13 protein-coding genes are annotated in these 16,025 nt (G+C 67.8%); 7 read left to right on the forward strand and 6 right to left on the reverse strand.

Features of this window, described 5'->3' with window-relative positions; genetic code table 11:
• Positions 1-14 precede the first annotated feature (14 nt).
• The gene (locus tag VD997_05815; protein HYE61491.1) at positions 15-638 is read right to left on the reverse strand and encodes a PIG-L deacetylase family protein; all 624 of its coding nucleotides are present in this window, start codon (positions 636-638) and stop codon (positions 15-17) included.
• Positions 639-682: 44 nt separating this feature from the next.
• Here VD997_05815 and VD997_05820 point away from each other — a divergent pair, with 44 nt between their 5' ends.
• The 7 genes from VD997_05820 (at position 683) to VD997_05850 (ending at position 10,137) form a co-directional block, all read left to right on the forward strand.
• The gene (locus tag VD997_05820; protein ID HYE61492.1) at positions 683-3,187 is read left to right on the forward strand and encodes a glycosyltransferase; all 2,505 of its coding nucleotides are present in this window, start codon (positions 683-685) and stop codon (positions 3,185-3,187) included.
• Positions 3,188-3,264: 77 nt separating this feature from the next.
• A complete protein-coding gene (locus tag VD997_05825) occupies positions 3,265-4,992 on the forward strand; it encodes an ABC transporter ATP-binding protein (GenBank protein ID HYE61493.1) in 1,728 nt (575 codons plus the stop codon).
• 29 nt (positions 4,993-5,021) lie between these two features.
• On the forward strand, positions 5,022-6,803 hold the full coding sequence (locus VD997_05830) for an ABC transporter ATP-binding protein (GenBank protein ID HYE61494.1): 1,782 nt from the start codon (positions 5,022-5,024) through the stop codon (positions 6,801-6,803).
• A 157-nt stretch (positions 6,804-6,960) separates the two neighbouring features.
• Positions 6,961-7,359 (forward strand): acyltransferase, encoded by a 399-nt coding sequence (locus VD997_05835; GenBank protein HYE61495.1) that lies wholly within the window; start codon positions 6,961-6,963, stop codon positions 7,357-7,359.
• A gap of 1 nt (position 7,360) precedes the next feature.
• The gene (locus VD997_05840; GenBank protein ID HYE61496.1) at positions 7,361-7,945 is read left to right on the forward strand and encodes an acyltransferase; all 585 of its coding nucleotides are present in this window, start codon (positions 7,361-7,363) and stop codon (positions 7,943-7,945) included.
• The gene (locus VD997_05845; protein ID HYE61497.1) at positions 7,938-9,095 is read left to right on the forward strand and encodes a hypothetical protein; all 1,158 of its coding nucleotides are present in this window, start codon (positions 7,938-7,940) and stop codon (positions 9,093-9,095) included. The genes VD997_05840 and VD997_05845 overlap by 8 nt, the downstream gene beginning before the upstream one ends.
• Before the next feature lie 13 nt (positions 9,096-9,108).
• Complete coding sequence (locus VD997_05850; GenBank protein ID HYE61498.1) at positions 9,109-10,137, forward strand: glycosyltransferase; 1,029 nt, start codon at positions 9,109-9,111, stop codon at positions 10,135-10,137.
• Positions 10,138-10,364: 227 nt separating this feature from the next.
• Here the strand turns inward: VD997_05850 and VD997_05855 are convergent, their stop codons facing one another.
• The 5 genes from VD997_05855 to ribH form a co-directional block, all read right to left on the reverse strand.
• The gene (locus VD997_05855) at positions 10,365-10,745 is read right to left on the reverse strand and encodes a hypothetical protein (protein ID HYE61499.1); all 381 of its coding nucleotides are present in this window, start codon (positions 10,743-10,745) and stop codon (positions 10,365-10,367) included.
• Between the two features lie 709 nt (positions 10,746-11,454).
• On the reverse strand, positions 11,455-13,821 hold the full coding sequence (locus VD997_05860) for an FG-GAP-like repeat-containing protein (protein HYE61500.1): 2,367 nt from the start codon (positions 13,819-13,821) through the stop codon (positions 11,455-11,457).
• Positions 13,822-13,928: 107 nt separating this feature from the next.
• Entirely contained in the window at positions 13,929-14,873 is a 945-nt protein-coding gene (gene ftsY, locus VD997_05865) for a signal recognition particle-docking protein FtsY (GenBank protein ID HYE61501.1), read from the reverse strand.
• Positions 14,870-15,484 (reverse strand): transcription antitermination factor NusB, encoded by a 615-nt coding sequence (gene nusB / locus VD997_05870; protein ID HYE61502.1) that lies wholly within the window; start codon positions 15,482-15,484, stop codon positions 14,870-14,872. Before nusB ends, ftsY begins: the two co-directional genes overlap by 4 nt.
• Positions 15,481-16,008 (reverse strand): 6,7-dimethyl-8-ribityllumazine synthase, encoded by a 528-nt coding sequence (gene ribH / locus VD997_05875; protein ID HYE61503.1) that lies wholly within the window; start codon positions 16,006-16,008, stop codon positions 15,481-15,483. Before ribH ends, nusB begins: the two co-directional genes overlap by 4 nt.
• Positions 16,009-16,025: the final 17 nt, after the last annotated feature.

Raw genomic sequence — 16,025 nt, forward strand, 5'->3', positions numbered from 1 at the left:
CGGTGGCCGACCGATCAGAGGGTCGGGCACGCGTACGCCTCCGCGTGCGTGGCATGCATCGACACCGCGCCGCGGTAGCGGTTCAGTCCCTCGATTGCGACGTCGTACGGCAGCTGCGCGAGCTGCGACGGGAACGCTCGGACCGCGGCGAGCTTCCGCTGCATGACGGCAGAAACATCCTCAAGATGGTCAACGGCGGGGAGCGGGGACCACAGCTCGTAGGCTCGCAGGCGCGGGGTCGCTCCCGGTCTCCCGGCAAGGGCGGCACGCAAGATCGCCATGCAGGCCCGGTGGTCGGGATGTCCGTCCCCCTCATGCGGCAGGTAGATGAGTTCCGGCTGTTCGCGGGCGATGATCGGGGCGAGCTCCGACGCCGCGGCCTGGACTGCGTGTTCCAGTCCCCAGTCCGGCAGGCGGAGGAAGTGGGGGGCCTTGGTTCCCAGGAGGGAGGCCGCGGCCAGCGACTCGGCCTCGCGCACGCGCCACGCCTCCTCGCGCGGCAGGTGCTTGAGGCCCAGCTCGCCCGAGGTCAGCACGGCAACGACGACGCGATCGCCAGCATCGACGTGGTTCAGCACGGCCCCGCCGCAGCCGATGGCCTCGTCGTCAGGGTGGGGGGCAATAACGAGCACGTTCACGCCGGATTGTTAGGCGTGGCCGGATCGCGCGGAGGGACTGCCTCGTGACGGCCGTCTCCCATACCCCGACGCCGGTGATCAACGACTCCTCGCGTGCAGCCCGCGTGCGTGCGGCGGGCAAGTTCCTCTTCGAGGGCGACCGCAAGTTCTACGTCAAAGGCGTGACCTACGGGCCGTTCCGGCCCGGTCCGGAGGGGGAATACCACACGCGGGAGCGGGTGGCAGCCGACTTCCGGAACATGGCCGCAGCGGGGATCAACACGGTCCGGGTATACACGATGCCTCCGCGCTGGATGCTGGACCTTGCGAGTGCGGAGGGACTGCGGGTGCTGCTAGGTGCGGCGTGGGCTCAGCACCTGAACTTCGTTGAAGACCGTCGCCTGCGGCGCGAGAGCATTGACGCCGTCGTGCGCATGGCGCGAGAATACCGCGGTCACCCCGGCGTGCTTGCGTACTGCATCGGTAACGAGGTCCCAGCACCAGTGGTTCGGTGGTATGGCTATCGGCGCATCGAGGCCCACCTGCGGCACTTGTCCGACGCTTGCAAACAGGCCGACCCGGACACGCTGGTCACGTACGTGAACTATCCATCGACCGAGTACCTGGAGCTTCCGTTCCTCGACTTCCTCTCATTCAACGTGTTCCTGGAGGACCGCGTCAAGCTGGAGAGGTACCTCGCCCGGATTCAGAACCTGGCCGGCGAGCGGCCCCTGCTCTTGACGGAGATCGGGCTGGACAGCCTGCGGAACGGTGAGGGTGTTCAGGCGGCGTCGCTCTCATGGCAGGTGCGAGCGGCCTTCGCCACGGGTTGTGCCGGCGCGTGCGTGTTCTCGTGGACGGATGAATGGCACCGCGGGGGCGAGGACATCCTCGATTGGCGCTTCGGCCTGACCCGCGCGGACCGCACGCCAAAGCCCGCCCTCAGCGCGGTTCGCTCTGCTTTTGCGGAGGCGCCGTGCCTGGCCCGGCGGCCTCTCCCCAGAGCGACAGTGGTGGTCTGCACGTACAACGGCTCGAGGACCATCCGTGAGACGCTGGAAGCGCTTGCACGCCTCGATTACCCCGATTTCGAGGTGATCGTCGTCAACGACGGCTCCACAGATTGCGCCGGCGAGATCGCGGCGGAGTTCCCCTTCCGGGTCATCACCACCGAGAACCGCGGGCTGAGCGCTGCCCGCAACACCGGCTGGATGGAGGCGACGGGGGAGGTCATTGCCTATGTGGATGATGATGCCGCACCTGATCCCCAGTGGCTGCAGTACCTCGCGGCCACGCTCCTGGACGGGCACGCCGGCGCGGGCGGGCCGAATCTCCATGTGCCCAGCGATGGTCCGACGGCGACGTGCGTGAGTGCCACCCCCGGGAACCCGACCCACGTTCTGCTCTCGGACACGGTCGCGGAGCACGTTCCAGGTTGCAACATGGCCTATTGGCGGTGGGCGCTGGAGGCAATCGGCGGGTTCGACCATCAGTTCAGAATCGCGGGGGATGACGTAGACGTGTGCTGGCGCCTGCAGGACCGGGGCTGGACACTGGGATTCAGCCCGGCGGCCCAGGTGTGGCATCACCGGCGCGGCTCAGTGAGGAGTTTCTGGCGACAGCAGCGCAACTACGGGCGTGCCGAGGCCGACCTGGAGCGGAAGTGGCCGGAGAAGTACAACGCGGTGGGCCACGCCCGCTGGGCCGGACGGCTGTACGCGGGAGGGTCGCCGCCCTCGCTCGCGCCCTCGCGGAGAAGGATCTACCACGGCGTGTGGGGCATGGCGCTGTTCCAGCATGTCTACCCCACCGACCGCTCACTCCTATGGGCTCTGCCGGCGATGCCCGAGTGGCACGGCGTGTCCATCGGGCTGGCCGTGCTCGCGATGCTAGGGATCATTTGGCCGGGGATGCTTCTGTTCGCGGGCATTCTCGGTTGCATGCTGGTATTCGCGGGTGTGCAGGCGTGCGTTCACGCGGCACGAGCACCGGTTGATTGCCGTTGGAGGGGCATGCGCCTGATCGGGATGCGGGCGCTGATCGCGTTCCTGTACCTCATGCAACCGATGGCGCGGTTTGTTGGTCGGGTGCAGGAGGGGCTGACTCCGTGGCGATTCCGCGGCGTTCACGGGTTCGCATTGCCGCGTAGTTCCACGATCCAGCATTGGTCGGCTCACTGGAGAGACCCGTTCCAGCGGCTCGCCGACCTTGAGGGCGCACTGCGACAGGGTGGTGCGGTCGTGGTTCGCGGGCACGAGTTCGCGGGTTGGGACCTGGAGCTCCGGGGCGGGCTCGTTGGGCGGGTCAGGGTCCGGCAGTTCACCTCTGACCTGCCGAAGCGTGTCCAGTGGGTGCGATGGGATGGCCACCCGCGGGTCGCCCCACTTGGGACCTGCGTGTTCCTCGTGCTGCTGGGTGTGTGCTGGGTCGCAACGCGTCAGGGTGAGTACATACTGGCGAGCGCCGGCTGGCTTGCCGGCGCGATTCTGGCGGTGCTCGCGATTCGGGAGATCGGGGCCGCGATGGCAACGTTCAGGCGGGTGGCGGAGGGGCTGGAGAAGGGGAAGTGAGCGTCGCGCCTGGCCAACACGGGGCATGGAGAGCGGCCCTCAAGGCCGCCCCGCTACCGGCGCGGAAACTGGCGGGGATGTGGCTCCTGACGCTGGCATCGTCCGCGTTCGCTCTGCTTCAACCCTGGCCGGTGCAGGTGATCGTGGATTCTCTGGTCGGCAGCGCTCCCGGGTGGAGTGGAACGTTCGCTGATCTCATCCCAGGGGCAGACACGACGCGGGGTGTGGCGGCGTGGGCCGCGGCCGCGGCGGTGGTCATCTTCGCCCTCGATGCCTGGGTTGATGTTGCGCTGACGATGCGGTGGGTGCGCGTCGGACAGGGAGGGGTCTACCGGCTGGGGCGAGTGGTCTTCGCCAGGCTGCTTCGCCGGTCGCCGGTGTTCCACGCCCGCACACCCGTTGGCGATTCGGTGGGGCGGGTGACCGGGGACTCGTGGTGCGTGTACAACGCCGCCTCGTCGCTGCTCTTCGCACCCATGCAGGCGCTGGTCGTGGGGCTGGGGAGCGCGGCCATCATGCTGCGGCTGAACCCGTGGCTGGGCGCCGTCGCTCTGGCGAGCACGCCGGGCGTAGCGTGGCTCTCGATCGTCCTTGGGCGGCGGGCTCACCGGGCGAAGTCGGAGGAGCGGCAGAGCGAAGCGAGGTTGGAGTCGCATGTCCACCAGACCTTTGCGGGCTTGGCCGTTGTGCAGGCATTCGCTCAGGAGCATCGCGAGCAGGCGAGATTCGGATCTCTCACGGCCGAGACGCTCAGGACGCAGCGGAGGACCGCGGTTCTCGGCGCCATGGCAGGTGCAGGGGCGAGTGGTGTGGCCACCCTTGCCCTGGCCGGCGTGCTGCTTCTGGGGGCGCGCGAGGTTCTGTCGGGCCGTCTGACTGTCGGCATGCTGCTGGTGTTCATCGCCTACCAGACCACCCTCACCGGGCAGCTCTCATCCCTGGCGTCGGCGTGGACCTCCGCCAGGGGCATGACCGCGAGCGCGGAGCGTGTTGCCGAGGTCATTGGCACACGGCCAGAGGTCGAAGAAGGGGGCGCGCCGATGCCGCCAGCGGCCGCGCTTGGCGTGAGGTTCGACCGGGTTAGCTTCGCGTATGAGCCCGGACGGCCCGTGCTCGAGGAGGTTTCCTTCGCCATCTCACCGGGCGAGACGGTGGCGATCGTCGGCCCGAGTGGAGCGGGCAAGAGCACGCTCGCGATGCTGGTCGCCCGATTGATCGACCCGCAGGCGGGCACCGTCCGCATCGGCGGCGTGGACGCGAGGGATGCCGACCTGCGGGAGCTCCGCTCCCGGGTTGCGGTACTGTTCCAGGAACCGCAGCTGCTCGACGGCACGGTCGCGGAGAACATCCGGATCGGACGGCCGGATGCCTCCGACGAGGAGGTCGTGAGCGCCGCCCGAACGGCTGGCGCTCATGACTTCATCACACGTCTTTCGGACGGCTACGCGACTGAGATCGGGTCCCGCGGACACACACTTTCTGGCGGTGAACGGCAGCGGCTGGCGCTCGCGAGGGCGCTGGTCCGAAAGGCACCCATCCTGGTGCTAGATGAGCCCACCGCCAGCCTTGACGCCGCGACCGAACGCTCGCTCATCGATGCGCTTGAAACCGCCTGTGAGGGGCGGACCACCATCATCATCGCCCACCGCCTCTCCACCGTCAGGAGGGCGGACCGGATTGTGGTGCTCGCCGACGCACGCATCCACGAGTCGGGCGCGCATGACGCACTGCTCAATGCGGGTGGGCTCTACGCGAGGATGTGGCGCCGCCAGTGCGGGCATGAGCCCGTCGGGGGGGTGGCATGAGACCGGCCCCGCAGCCGCTCTGGAAGTGGGTGCTCACCTACGGCCGCCGACGCCGCGCGGGACTGGGCGTGCTCGCGTGGCTCATGCTGGCGGAGGCGGCGCTGAGCGCGCTGCTCCCGTGGCCGATGAAGGTGCTGGTGGACAATGTGCTGGGAACCGAGCCGCTCCCGGCTCCGCTCTCGTCGATCACCGAGGGATGGGGAACCTGGGGCCTGATTGGCGCCGCAGTCCTGTGTGTCGTGTGCGTTCACGGCGCCGTCAGCCTGCTCAATGTCGCGCAGGCCGGGCTGAACACCTCCGTTGGACAGCGGCTCTCGTACGACCTGGCGGCGGATGTGTACGCCCAGTTGCAGGGCCTTTCGCTCAGGTCACACGCGAGGCGCTCGATCGGTGACCTGATGCGGCGGGTCACCGAGGACTGCACCTCGATCACGACGATTCTCCGCGACTCCCTCCTTCCTGCGGCCGCCGCGGTCGTGACGATCGCCATCGCCGCCGGCATGATGCTGGCACTCAATGTGAAGCTCACCTTGCTCGCCGCGATCGCGGTACCTGCCCTCGCGCTGATCGTGCGCCGCTACACACCCGCCATCTACGACCGCGGCTATGAGTATGCCCAGTCGGAAGCGGACATCTGGGACGACGCGGAACGGTCGCTGGTCGCCGCGCCCATGCTCCAGGCCTTCACCGCGGAGCCGCTGGCAGAGGCGAGGATCTCGCGGACGTACGACCGTGTACTCACGAGCGCGGTGGCGTTGACACGCGCGCAGTTCCGCCTGAAGGTGCTCAGTGGGGCGGTGGCCTCCGTCGCGGGAGCGGGCATGCTGATCGTCGGTGCACACGAGGTGCAGAGCGGCAGGCTGACGGTGGGAGGCTTGCTCGTGTTCCTGGCCTACCTTGCCATGCTATATGCGCCACTCGACACGCTCTCTCAGTCGATGAGCAGCGGCACGCAGGCGGCGGGGGCCGCGCGGCGGGTGCGCGAGGTGCTGGAGGAGCAGCAGGAGGTCCACGATCTTCCAGGCGCTGCAGCGCTGGCCATTCCTCCCACGAAGGCCGCCGAGGTTGAGTTCCGTTGCGTCACCTGGGGGTACGAGCCCGGGCGTGCTGCAATCAATGGCGTCGATCTCAGGCTCCCGGCCGGACGCACGGTGGCCCTGGTGGGGCCGAGCGGCGCGGGCAAGAGTACGCTCGCGGCCATGATCGCCCGCCTGTGCGATCCATGGTCTGGCGAAGTGCGGGTCGAAGGCGCAGACGTGCGCGACCTGACGGTGCGCAGCGTCCGCGACCACGTCGCGTTGGTGCAGCAGGAGACCTACCTGTTCCCGATGAGCGTGGCCGACAACATCGCGTACGGGCGGCCGGGCGCAACGATGGATGAGGTGGCGGCCGCCGCGAAGGCGGCCGGCATCCACGACCACATCAACTCGCTCCCGCAGCGCTACCAGACCGTCGTGGGAGAGCGTGGGGCCACGCTCTCCGGGGGTGAGCGTCAGCGGATTGCCATCGCGCGGGCGCTGCTGAAGAACGCGCCCATTCTGATCCTCGATGAGCCGACCAGCGCACTCGATGCCATGACCGAGGCAAGCATCCTGGAGGCCCTCCGCGCCGCGCGCCGGGGCCGCACCACCCTGGTCATCGCCCACAGGCTGGCCACGGTGCGGCATGCAGACCGGATCATCGTCATGGAGCGCGGAAGGATCGTGGCGAGCGGCACGCACGAGGAGCTTGTAACGGCCGGCGGGTGGTACGCCGAAATGTGCCGTTTGCAGCTGGGAGAGCCCGCAACAGGAGGGCCCGCGCATGGCTGAGCAGCCACTGCCCCCCGGAGCCTGGAGCCACGGTGCGCTCCCTCCCTCGATCGTGCTTGGTCCAGGAAGTCTCTTAACCGGTGACCATGTGCTCCGGCGGTTCCGCTCCCGTCACGCGCAGGCCGTGGTGGCGGGGCGCTGCACAACCCTTGACGGGGTGCACCTCGCCCTTGGAGAGCATGCCCAGCTCGTCATCGGGGACTGGTGCCACCTCTCGTCGGTGATGCTCCTGAGCGAGGAGCGGATCGAGATTGGGAGCTATGTGGCCATTGGCTGGAACACGGCGATCGCCGACACGGACTTCCACCCGATCGCGCCGGCGCAGCGGCAGCAGGACGCAATCGCCTGCTCCCCCATTGCTGCCGGGGAGCGCCGACCCCCAGCGGTCTCGCGCCCCGTCATCATCGAGGATGATGTCTGGATCGGTCCCTGCGCCACCATTCTGAAAGGGGTGCGGATCGGACGCGGCGCGGTGGTGGAGGCTGGCTCGCTCATCACCCGCGATGTTCCGGCCGGCGCCCGGGTCATGGGCAACCCAGCGAAGGTGGTGAGCTGAGATGCCCCGCAGAATCCCACACGACTGGCACCCGGGCAGCATCCCCGACAACGTGGAGATCCACCCGCGTGCGCTGATCGAGACCGCTCTCTGCTTCGAGGGCTTCCGCAGTGAACTGGCCGTCGGGCTCACCGTCGAGGAGGGCGCGGCGCTGTACACGGGCACGATGCTGGATGTCGGGCCGCACGGCCTGGTCCGCATTGGGCGCTGCTGCATGCTGAACAACCTGCTGATCCGCTGCGATGAGCTGGTCGAGATCGGCGACTATGCGCTGCTGTCGTGGAACGTGGTGATCATGGACTCCTACCGCACCGACTTCGATCTGGAGGCCCGCCGCATGGCCCTCCGCAATGCCGCGAGCAGGTCGGACCGCCGCCTGGGCGAGGCCGCCCCTACGCGCCCGGTCCGGCTCGGGCGCAATGTCTGGGTTGGTTTCGATACGTGCATCCTCCCGGGCGTGACCATCGGGGAGGGCGCCATCGTGGGGGCACGCTCCGTCGTGTGCACCGACATCCCCCCGATGACCATCGCGGGCGGGAACCCGGCACGCGTGATCCGCGCAATCGAGGAGGGCGACGATGCCTGAACACAAGGGAAGGATCGTCGTCCTGGGGATCATGTTCTTCTACCCTCTCGCGGGGGTCACCTACCAGTTCCTCCACTACCTGCTGGGCTTGCGACGCCTGGGGTACGACGTGTACTACCTGGAGGACACGCTCGCGGATGTCTACGACCCGACCGTCGGCGACTACACGCCGGACCCCTCTCGCAATATCGCGGCCGTGCAGCGGGTCTTTGAGCGGTTCGGGCTGGACGGACGCTGGGGGTACCGGACACCGCAGGACGTGTGGGTCGGCATGTCCAAGGCACGGATGCTGGACGTGTGCCGTAGGGCCGACGCCGTGCTCAACGTGACCGGCGCCCATGATCTGCGCGACGAGCACCGGGGCATTCCCCGCCGTCTTTACGTGGAGTCGGACCCATTCGCCACGCAGGTCAAGGTGGCGAAGGGTGACGAGCGGACCATCGCCTTCCTGGACCCGCATACCCACTTCTTCAGTTTCGGCGAGAGCGTCGGGACCCTCCACTCATCGACGCCTGTGACGCGATACAACTGGCAGCCAACGAGCCAGCCCGTGTACATGGACCTGTGGCGCACCAGCAGCCGCGGCGGCGACGGGTATACCACGATCACTACCTGGCACAACAAGGGGGATGGCATCGAGTGGCAGGGCGAGCGTTACTACTGGACCAAGGACCGCGAGTTCCGCAAGTTCCTGGATGTCCCTCGCCGCCGCCCCCTTCGGTTCGAGATGGCCGCGGGTGTTGATCACTCCGTCCGCACGCTCCTCCGCGTGAATGGCTGGGAGAACGTGGACGCAGTCCCGATCTCGAGTGATATCGACCGCTACCGCGGCTACATCCAGCAGAGCCGGGCCGAGTTCACCGTCGCCCGCGACCAGTATGTCCGGCCCCGGACGGGTTGGTTCAGCGACCGGAGCGTCTGCTACCTTGCTGCGGGCAGGCCCGTGATCACACAGGCGACCGGGTTCGAGCGGCATATGCCCACGGGGCGCGGCCTATTCGCGTTTTCCTCGATGGAGGACATCCTCGTGGCGATCGATGCGATCGAGTCGAACTATGAGGCTCACTCACGGGCCGCGGCCGAGGTGGCGGAGAGCCACTTCGGGAGTGATGCGGTCCTCGCCAGCTTGCTCGCGCGGGCGGGCCTGTAGGGGGGTGTATGCGGTGAAGATCGCCCAAGTCGCAACCAGCAGCGGGCCAGTCCGCCAGGACCAGACCGGGAGCGTTGAAAGCCTGGTGTGGCTGCTGACGCGCGAACTGATCGCCCTCGGGCACCAGGTGACGGTGTTCGGCTGCGGAGGAGCGGAAGTGCCGGCGGGTGCCGAGTTCGTCCGTACCCACCCGGGTGCCTATGGGATGCCGGGCACCCCGTCGGACTGGCAGGTCTGCGACTGGATGACGCTGGCGCAGGCGGTCGGTGAGTCCCACCGTTTCGATGTGATCCACAGCCACGCGTACCTGTGGGGATTGCCGCTGCAGCCATTGTCACACTGCCCGATGGTCCACACGCTCCACACAACGCCGTACGACGACGAGGAGCTGCTCGCGGCCCGCTTCCCGGACGCGGCGATCGTTGGAGTGTCGCACTTCCAATGGTCCTCACGACGGCTGACGCCCACCGGCGTGGTCTACCACGGCGTCGATCCGACGGCCTTCACGTTCAGGCGCGAGTCCGGTGGCTATCTCTGCTATTTGGGCCGGTTCATCGCGGGCAAGGGCCCGCTCGAGGCAATAAGGGTTGCGAAGGAGCTCGCGATGCCCATCATGCTGGCTGGCCCGCGCAACGAGTACTTTGACGAGCACATCGCATGTCGGATTGATGGCGAGGCCGTGCGTTACGCCGGGGCGGTGGATCGGGCCGAGCGTGACGCCTTGCTTGGCGGCGCCGCCGCGCTGCTGTACCCGCTTAGCGAGCCCGAACCCTTCGGACTGGTGCAGGTCGAGGCGATGATGTGCGGCACGCCGGTGGTTGCGACGCGGACGGGGGCCACGCCCGAGGTGATCGATAACGGCACCACAGGAGTGCTTGTCAGCAGTCATGCAGAGCTCGCGCGGGCGGTCGCCTTGGCCCTCAGACTTCCACGCGAGCTCGTCAGGGCACGGGCGAAGGAGCGTTTCACCGCGCGGCGGATGGCTACCGAGTACGCTGCCATCTACGGCCGCCTTCATGAACCAGCTGCCGCGCGCACCTAAGCGGCCGCTCCCCTTCGTAGAGCCCGCCCCAGTGCTGAGCACCCCCCGCTCGCCTGGGGCGGCTCTCATTCTAAAGCCCGCTGACGCTCCTTACGAAACGCCGCTGGCCAACCAAGCTGATCATCTTCGCCCGGACGTGTCGTGGTAGCCCCCAGTGTGCCGAAGGTGATCACTTTGTGCCTCTGAGCGCCTTCGTGTGATCACCTTCGGCCCCCGACGCAAGGGAGTCATTGGCCCTTCAGCAGGACGGAGCCAAGCAACCCAACGGCGTGATCGTCTTCGCCGAACTCCCCAGCAATCGCCCCTTGCACGTTAACGACCCATGCGGTTGCAATCTCATCAGCCGCCTCCGCCACCTCCTGAGGTGTCGGGGCCAGCTCGCGGTAGTCCATGCCCTCCTCTGGTGGCCGCCCCCTCTCCTCCCTGGAACCAACGGCCATGGCAAGCACCTTTTCGATCCCGGAGAGGTTCTCCGCCAGGCACTCCTCCGTCTTCGCATAGAGGACCTTGGCGCCGTCGAAGTACGCATCCGAGATCCGTCGCGCCGCCGCCTGTAGGAACAGCAGCCTCCGCCAGTGATCGAGAGCGCAATGCGCTTGCTGCCCCAAGGCTGCGGCTGAGGAGCCGCCAGCAGCCCTGCGCCGATGAGCCCAAGGGCAAGGTTGGCGGCTCCCTTCTGCCCTCAACAAAGACAGAGACGGTAGAGGTAGCCAAGGCGGTAGGAGACAGCGCCGCAACCATCGACAAAGAGAGAGCCAAGATTGAGGAGAAGGCCCCTGAGACTGCGCCAGAGAGCGCCGCCCTTGGTTCTGTCTGTCTCAGATGCCAGAGAAGCGGAGCCGCCAAGCGAAGGTCCTGGGAATCGGCGGGGACCACCGCTCGGGCCGCCGAGCGCCGGCGGTCACCCTCGGCCTTCGCCTCGCGCTGGGCCCCCGCCGCCGCCGGGTCGTGGAACAGGCAGAACACTGATCCCGGGCGCGGCCTTCCCCCACACTGCGACCCGTCCCCCTTGCGGGCTGAACATGCCTGACCCGACCTCATGACCGTCCTCCTTTCCTGCTAGCAGGAGGGGGGAGGGGTGGGGTGGCCAACCCTTCCGCGCCGGCTGCGCTCACCATTGCCAGCATGGCAGTCCGGATCACCGCGGGCAGACGGGGCCATGCAGCGACGATGACAGCCAGTTCGGGCGGCAGACCGGGGCCGTCGGAGGGTTGCGGGGGTTGGTGCGGGGGTTGTACCGAACGGCCGGGTTTTTCAGCATTGTCCTGCGGTCTTCTAAATCGCAGGTCGTGCGTTCGAGTCGCACCCGGGACGCTTTCAGCCGCAGCCGCCGCCCAGGGCCGCGAAGAACGCCTCGATGTCCTGATCAGTCGCGGCGTCGCCATCCCCGTTCACATCCGAGTCCAGGCACAGCTCGCAGCAGTGCCCGCCGATGCAGCGGAAGAGAGCCATGATGTCGTCATCGGTCCCGGACTCACCGTCGCCATTGAAGTCCGCCGGGCACTGCCACTGCCGGACGCTGACCCGCGGCATCAGGAGCACGCGCCGCGTGCCGTCCTGCACGGCCACTTCGAACTGATCCGGCGCGAGCGAGTCGCCCATGCTCGTCAGCGATAGCTCGAATACTCCGGGCGCGACCTGCATGGCCTGCCCGGCGGTCACGGCGCCGCTCCCGCCCGGCATACGGGCGACGCTCAGAGCGAGGCCCGCGCCTGTAACGGTCTGGCCGCGCCAGTCGCGGAGCGTGACGCGCATCACCCCTGAGCGCGCCCCCGCCCCGTACGTCTGCAGCCGCGTGGTCTCCACCAGGCTCTGAACCGCGTCCACACGACCCTCAAGCGATGTGCGCCAGGCGTCAAACTGCGTCCGCAGCGTGAGTACCGGGTCCGGGTCAGCGGCAATGGTATTCGGCACATTCAGCGACATGAAGTAGTCGCCGCCCGCGGTGCCACCCTTTGCCGCGAACGTGCCGTCAGCCCGCGGTGTCGTGATCCCAACGCCGCTGCCCGGTGCGTTGAAAATAAGGTCGCTGCGACCGTCTCCGGTCAGGTCCGAAGCAACCAGGCGCGTGCTCGCGAACCCAAGATGGCTGAGACCGAGCAGCGTAAACGCGCCCGTCCCGCTGCCGCGGAAGTGCATGAACTGACTCGTGGACGTCAGGACCGCGAGGTCCGCGTGCGTGTCGCCATTGAAGTCGCCCGTCACCACGCTGGTGGGGGTCAGGTCAAGGTTGTGCGTGCCCGCGAGCGAGAACACGCCCGCGCCGTTGTTGCTGTAGATCGTCAGCATTCGCGGCGTGCTCTGGGACACGACCGCCGCGTCGACATCGCCGTCGTGGTCGAAGTCTGCCGTCGCAAGGCCGACCGACACGAGAGGAATGACCGCGTGAGTGCCTGGCGTGTACGTGCCGTTGTTGTTGCCCTTGTACACCAGCAGCCGGGGCGTGCTGCCCCTGGAAACAACGAGCGCATCCGTACTCCCATTGCCATCCACATCGGTCAATGAAACCGCGGTAGAACTCGAACCCGCAGCCATGGTGAGCGGGGCGCCCAGCGTGCCGGCCCCGTCGTTGATGAGGGTCATCAGCGTGCTGCTGGTCGTGCTCAGCGCGACCACATCAGGGCCGTTGCCTGGCGTGATGCCGCCGACCCGCGCCAGCAGCGGTGTCATCGGGATGGCCGTGTCGCGGCGAGGGCCGAATGTGAGGTTCCCAAGCCCGGGATTGACGCTCGCCGCCGAAGTTCCCACCGCAAGCAGGTCCAGCACGCCATCACCCGTGAAGTCCGCGAAGTCGACGATGCGTGTGCCGGAGAGGACCGGCACCGCGGTTGCCGGCGAGAAGCGTGCGAACGGCGACCCCGCGGGAGTCACGTTCGTGAGGATGAACGCGTTGGTTGAGCCCGAAGGCGTGGCCGCGACCTCCGGCTTGCCGTCACCCGTGATGTCAGCCACCGCGAACTCCGCCGGGTTCACGCTGGCGAGGTACACGCCCGAGGCTCCGTCGCGGTCGCCGGCACGGGCGATCAGCATGTAGCCGATGTGAGCCGACTTCGTGAAACTCGCCGGCGGAGCCCCGCACGTGGTGGTCCCGCTCGGGCACGAGCAGCGCCCATCGCCGCCCATCAGCCGAGCCGCTTCCATTCCTGCCATAAACCGGGCCGCGACATCACCCTCTGTTGCATGGATAGCCTGCACCGCGGCCTCCACCACCGGTGCGCCGGTCAGCACGTTCCCCTGCACGGCGTACACGATCTGCCCCGACTGACCCGCGTAGCTGTAGTAGAACGAACCCGTCTGCCCGCCCGCCCATTCGCCGGCCCCGGCACCAGTAAACGTCGCGGCGTTCCCGCGCACATCGACAAACCCGTACTGGCGAGTGAAGTGCGCCTGGTCAAAGAGGTTGAGCGCCTGGAGGATGTCCCCGGGAGGCATTCCGTCCAGGATGCGGTCGCGGATGAACGTACGGTTGAGTTGCGAGGTGTCACCGGCCGACTGTGCCGTGCACGCGCCGACGCCTACCACCAGCACCGGCGTGAGCGCCTGAAGGTCCAGGTTGGTCAGGCACGTCGCAGAGCCAACAGCGATCTCGCCTGTGCGGGTGTCCACCAGCAGGATGGACCACGTGGCGAGCGTGGAAGCGGCGGGGATCATCGCAGCGGCGGCAGCGACGAGAACTCGAACCACGGGGCACCTCCGTGCGGCCGAGTCTACCACCGGAGTCAATGGCGATAACCACCTGAAAGAGGGCTGGTGAAGGCCATGGCAAACGCCACAGGATGCAAGCACGGCAATCAGGCCGCGAACAGCGCCTCGACGAACGCCTCAGGGTCGAATGGCTGCACGTCCTCAGGCGTTTCTCCCACCCCAACGAACTTCACCGGGATTGAGGTCACCTCACGCACGGCGATCACAATCCCTCCCTTGGCCGTCCCGTCGAGCTTGCTCAGGAAGATGCCTGTGACGCCCGCCACCTTGCCGAACTCCTCGGCCTGCCGCAACGCGTTCTGACCGCTGGTCGCGTCGAGCACGAGCAGGACTTCATGCGGCGCGCCCTCGATCTGCTTGCTGATCACATTGCGGATCTTGCCCAGCTGCCTCATGAGCGGGTCCTGCGTCTGCAACCTCCCCGCGGTGTCCAGGATGAGCACATCCACGCGCCGGGCCTTGGCCGCGGCGCAGGCGTCGAACGCCACGGCCGCGGGGTCACCGCCCTGCTGACCCTTGACAACCTCGACGCCCAGCCGCTCGGCCCACACCTCGAGCTGCTTGACCGCGCCCGCGCGAAAAGTGTCGCACGCGCCCAGCATCACCGACTTCCCCTGCGACCGCAGCGTCTGGCACAGCTTGGCGATCGAGGTCGTCTTGCCCACGCCGTTGACGCCGGTCATCAGGATCACCGTGGGTCCGATGGGCGCGAGCTTGAGCGACCGCTCCTCCGCGGGCCACAGCCGTTTGATCTCGGACTTCATGTAATCCAGCACCTGATCGCCGCTGGTCATCTTCCCGGAGTGGTAATCGGCGCGGATGTTCTCGATCAGGCGCGACGTGGTCTTCACGCCCACATCGGCCGAGAGCATGCGGTTCTCGAGCTCTTTGATGAGCTCCTCATCGAGCTTGCGGCCCAGCAGCAGCGAGCGGACGCCGGTGACGCCGGTGACGAACGCCTCGCGGGTCTTCTCCAGCCCCTTCTCGAAGCCCTGCTTGACCTTGCCGAAGATGGACTTGAAGAAGCTCATCCCTGCGCCGCTTCTCCCGGGGCCTCGCCGCCGCTCGCCAGATTGGGGCGGCTCTCGACCCGCTTCATCACCTTGTCGAGCAGCGCGTTGATAAACCCCGGTGCCTTCTCGGTGGAAAAGTGCTTGGCCAGCTCCACCGTCTCGTTCACGACGACCTTCGCCGGGTTGCGGCCGCTGCTCATCTCGAAGTGCGCCAGCCGCAGCAACGCCCGATCGACGGCCGCTTGCCGGTGCGTCGGCCACTCCGGCGCGAGCTCGCGGTACTCCGCGTCGGCGGCGCTCCGCGCGGACCACGCCCCCAGCACAAGCTCGGACACGACCTCCGCCGCGACCGGGCCGAGGTCGCGCACGCCCTTGAGCGCGTCGCGCACCACCATCGCCGCGTCCGCGTCGCCGGGGCGCTTCTGGTCCAGCTCGTACAGCAGCTGGAACGCCAACCGCCGCGCCGCCATGTTCATCACCTGGTCGGCCGCGCGACGGGGTAGCTGCGACAGCTCGTCCTCACCTCCGGTCACACCGCCCGACACCGCGCCCTCGACCGCCCCGGAGAGCTGGAACACGCCGGTGTAGGCCAGCGTCCGCAGTTCCTCGGGTGACTTGGGCGTGCTCATCGGCGCGGGCTCCGTTTCAGCTTATCCTTCACCGGCGACGGTAGCCCCGCGCCGCCGGCCCATGATGCGGCCCGCTCTCCATTCGAAACCTGAAGAACATCCAGCGCCGCGTTCATCGCGTCAGCGCCCTTATTTCCTTCCTTGCCGCCCGAGCGGGACATCGCCTGTGCCGCGCTGTTGACAGTCAGCACGCCGAAGGTGACCGGAACGCCGGTGACAATGGTCACGTTGATGAGCCCCTGCGCCACCGCGTCCGCAATCACGCGGTCGTGCATGGTCTCGCCCTTGATGAGGCACCCGAGCGCGACCACCGCCTCCGCACCCTCGCGGGCCGCGCCCAGGCACAGCGCCGGCAGCTCGAACGCGCCGGGTGCCGTGATCACATCCACCGCTCCTACCCCGACTCGATCGGCGTACGCAGTAAGCGCACCATCCAGCAGCCGCTCCGTAACGGTCGCGTTGTAGCGCGACACGACGACAGCGACGCGGGGCGGTTCGGGCTCACGGTCGTTTCGCTTGGCCATGGGCCGGGATGGTAGGG

The organism is Phycisphaerales bacterium (genome assembly GCA_035627955.1).
Lineage (GTDB): Bacteria > Planctomycetota > Phycisphaerae > Phycisphaerales > UBA1924 > JAEYTB01.

Excerpts from the sequence above, each read along its gene's own strand:
- VD997_05825 (HYE61493.1), top strand. The coding sequence starts at position 3,265 with ATGTGGCTCCTGACGCTGGCATCGTCCGCGTTCGCTCTGCTTCAACCC.
- VD997_05840 (HYE61496.1), top strand. The coding sequence starts at position 7,361 with ATGCCCCGCAGAATCCCACACGACTGGCACCCGGGCAGCATCCCCGAC.
- VD997_05845 (HYE61497.1), top strand. The coding sequence starts at position 7,938 with ATGCCTGAACACAAGGGAAGGATCGTCGTCCTGGGGATCATGTTCTTC.
- ftsY (HYE61501.1), bottom strand. The coding sequence starts at position 14,873 with ATGAGCTTCTTCAAGTCCATCTTCGGCAAGGTCAAGCAGGGCTTCGAG.
- nusB (HYE61502.1), bottom strand. The coding sequence starts at position 15,484 with ATGAGCACGCCCAAGTCACCCGAGGAACTGCGGACGCTGGCCTACACC.
- ribH (HYE61503.1), bottom strand. The coding sequence starts at position 16,008 with ATGGCCAAGCGAAACGACCGTGAGCCCGAACCGCCCCGCGTCGCTGTC.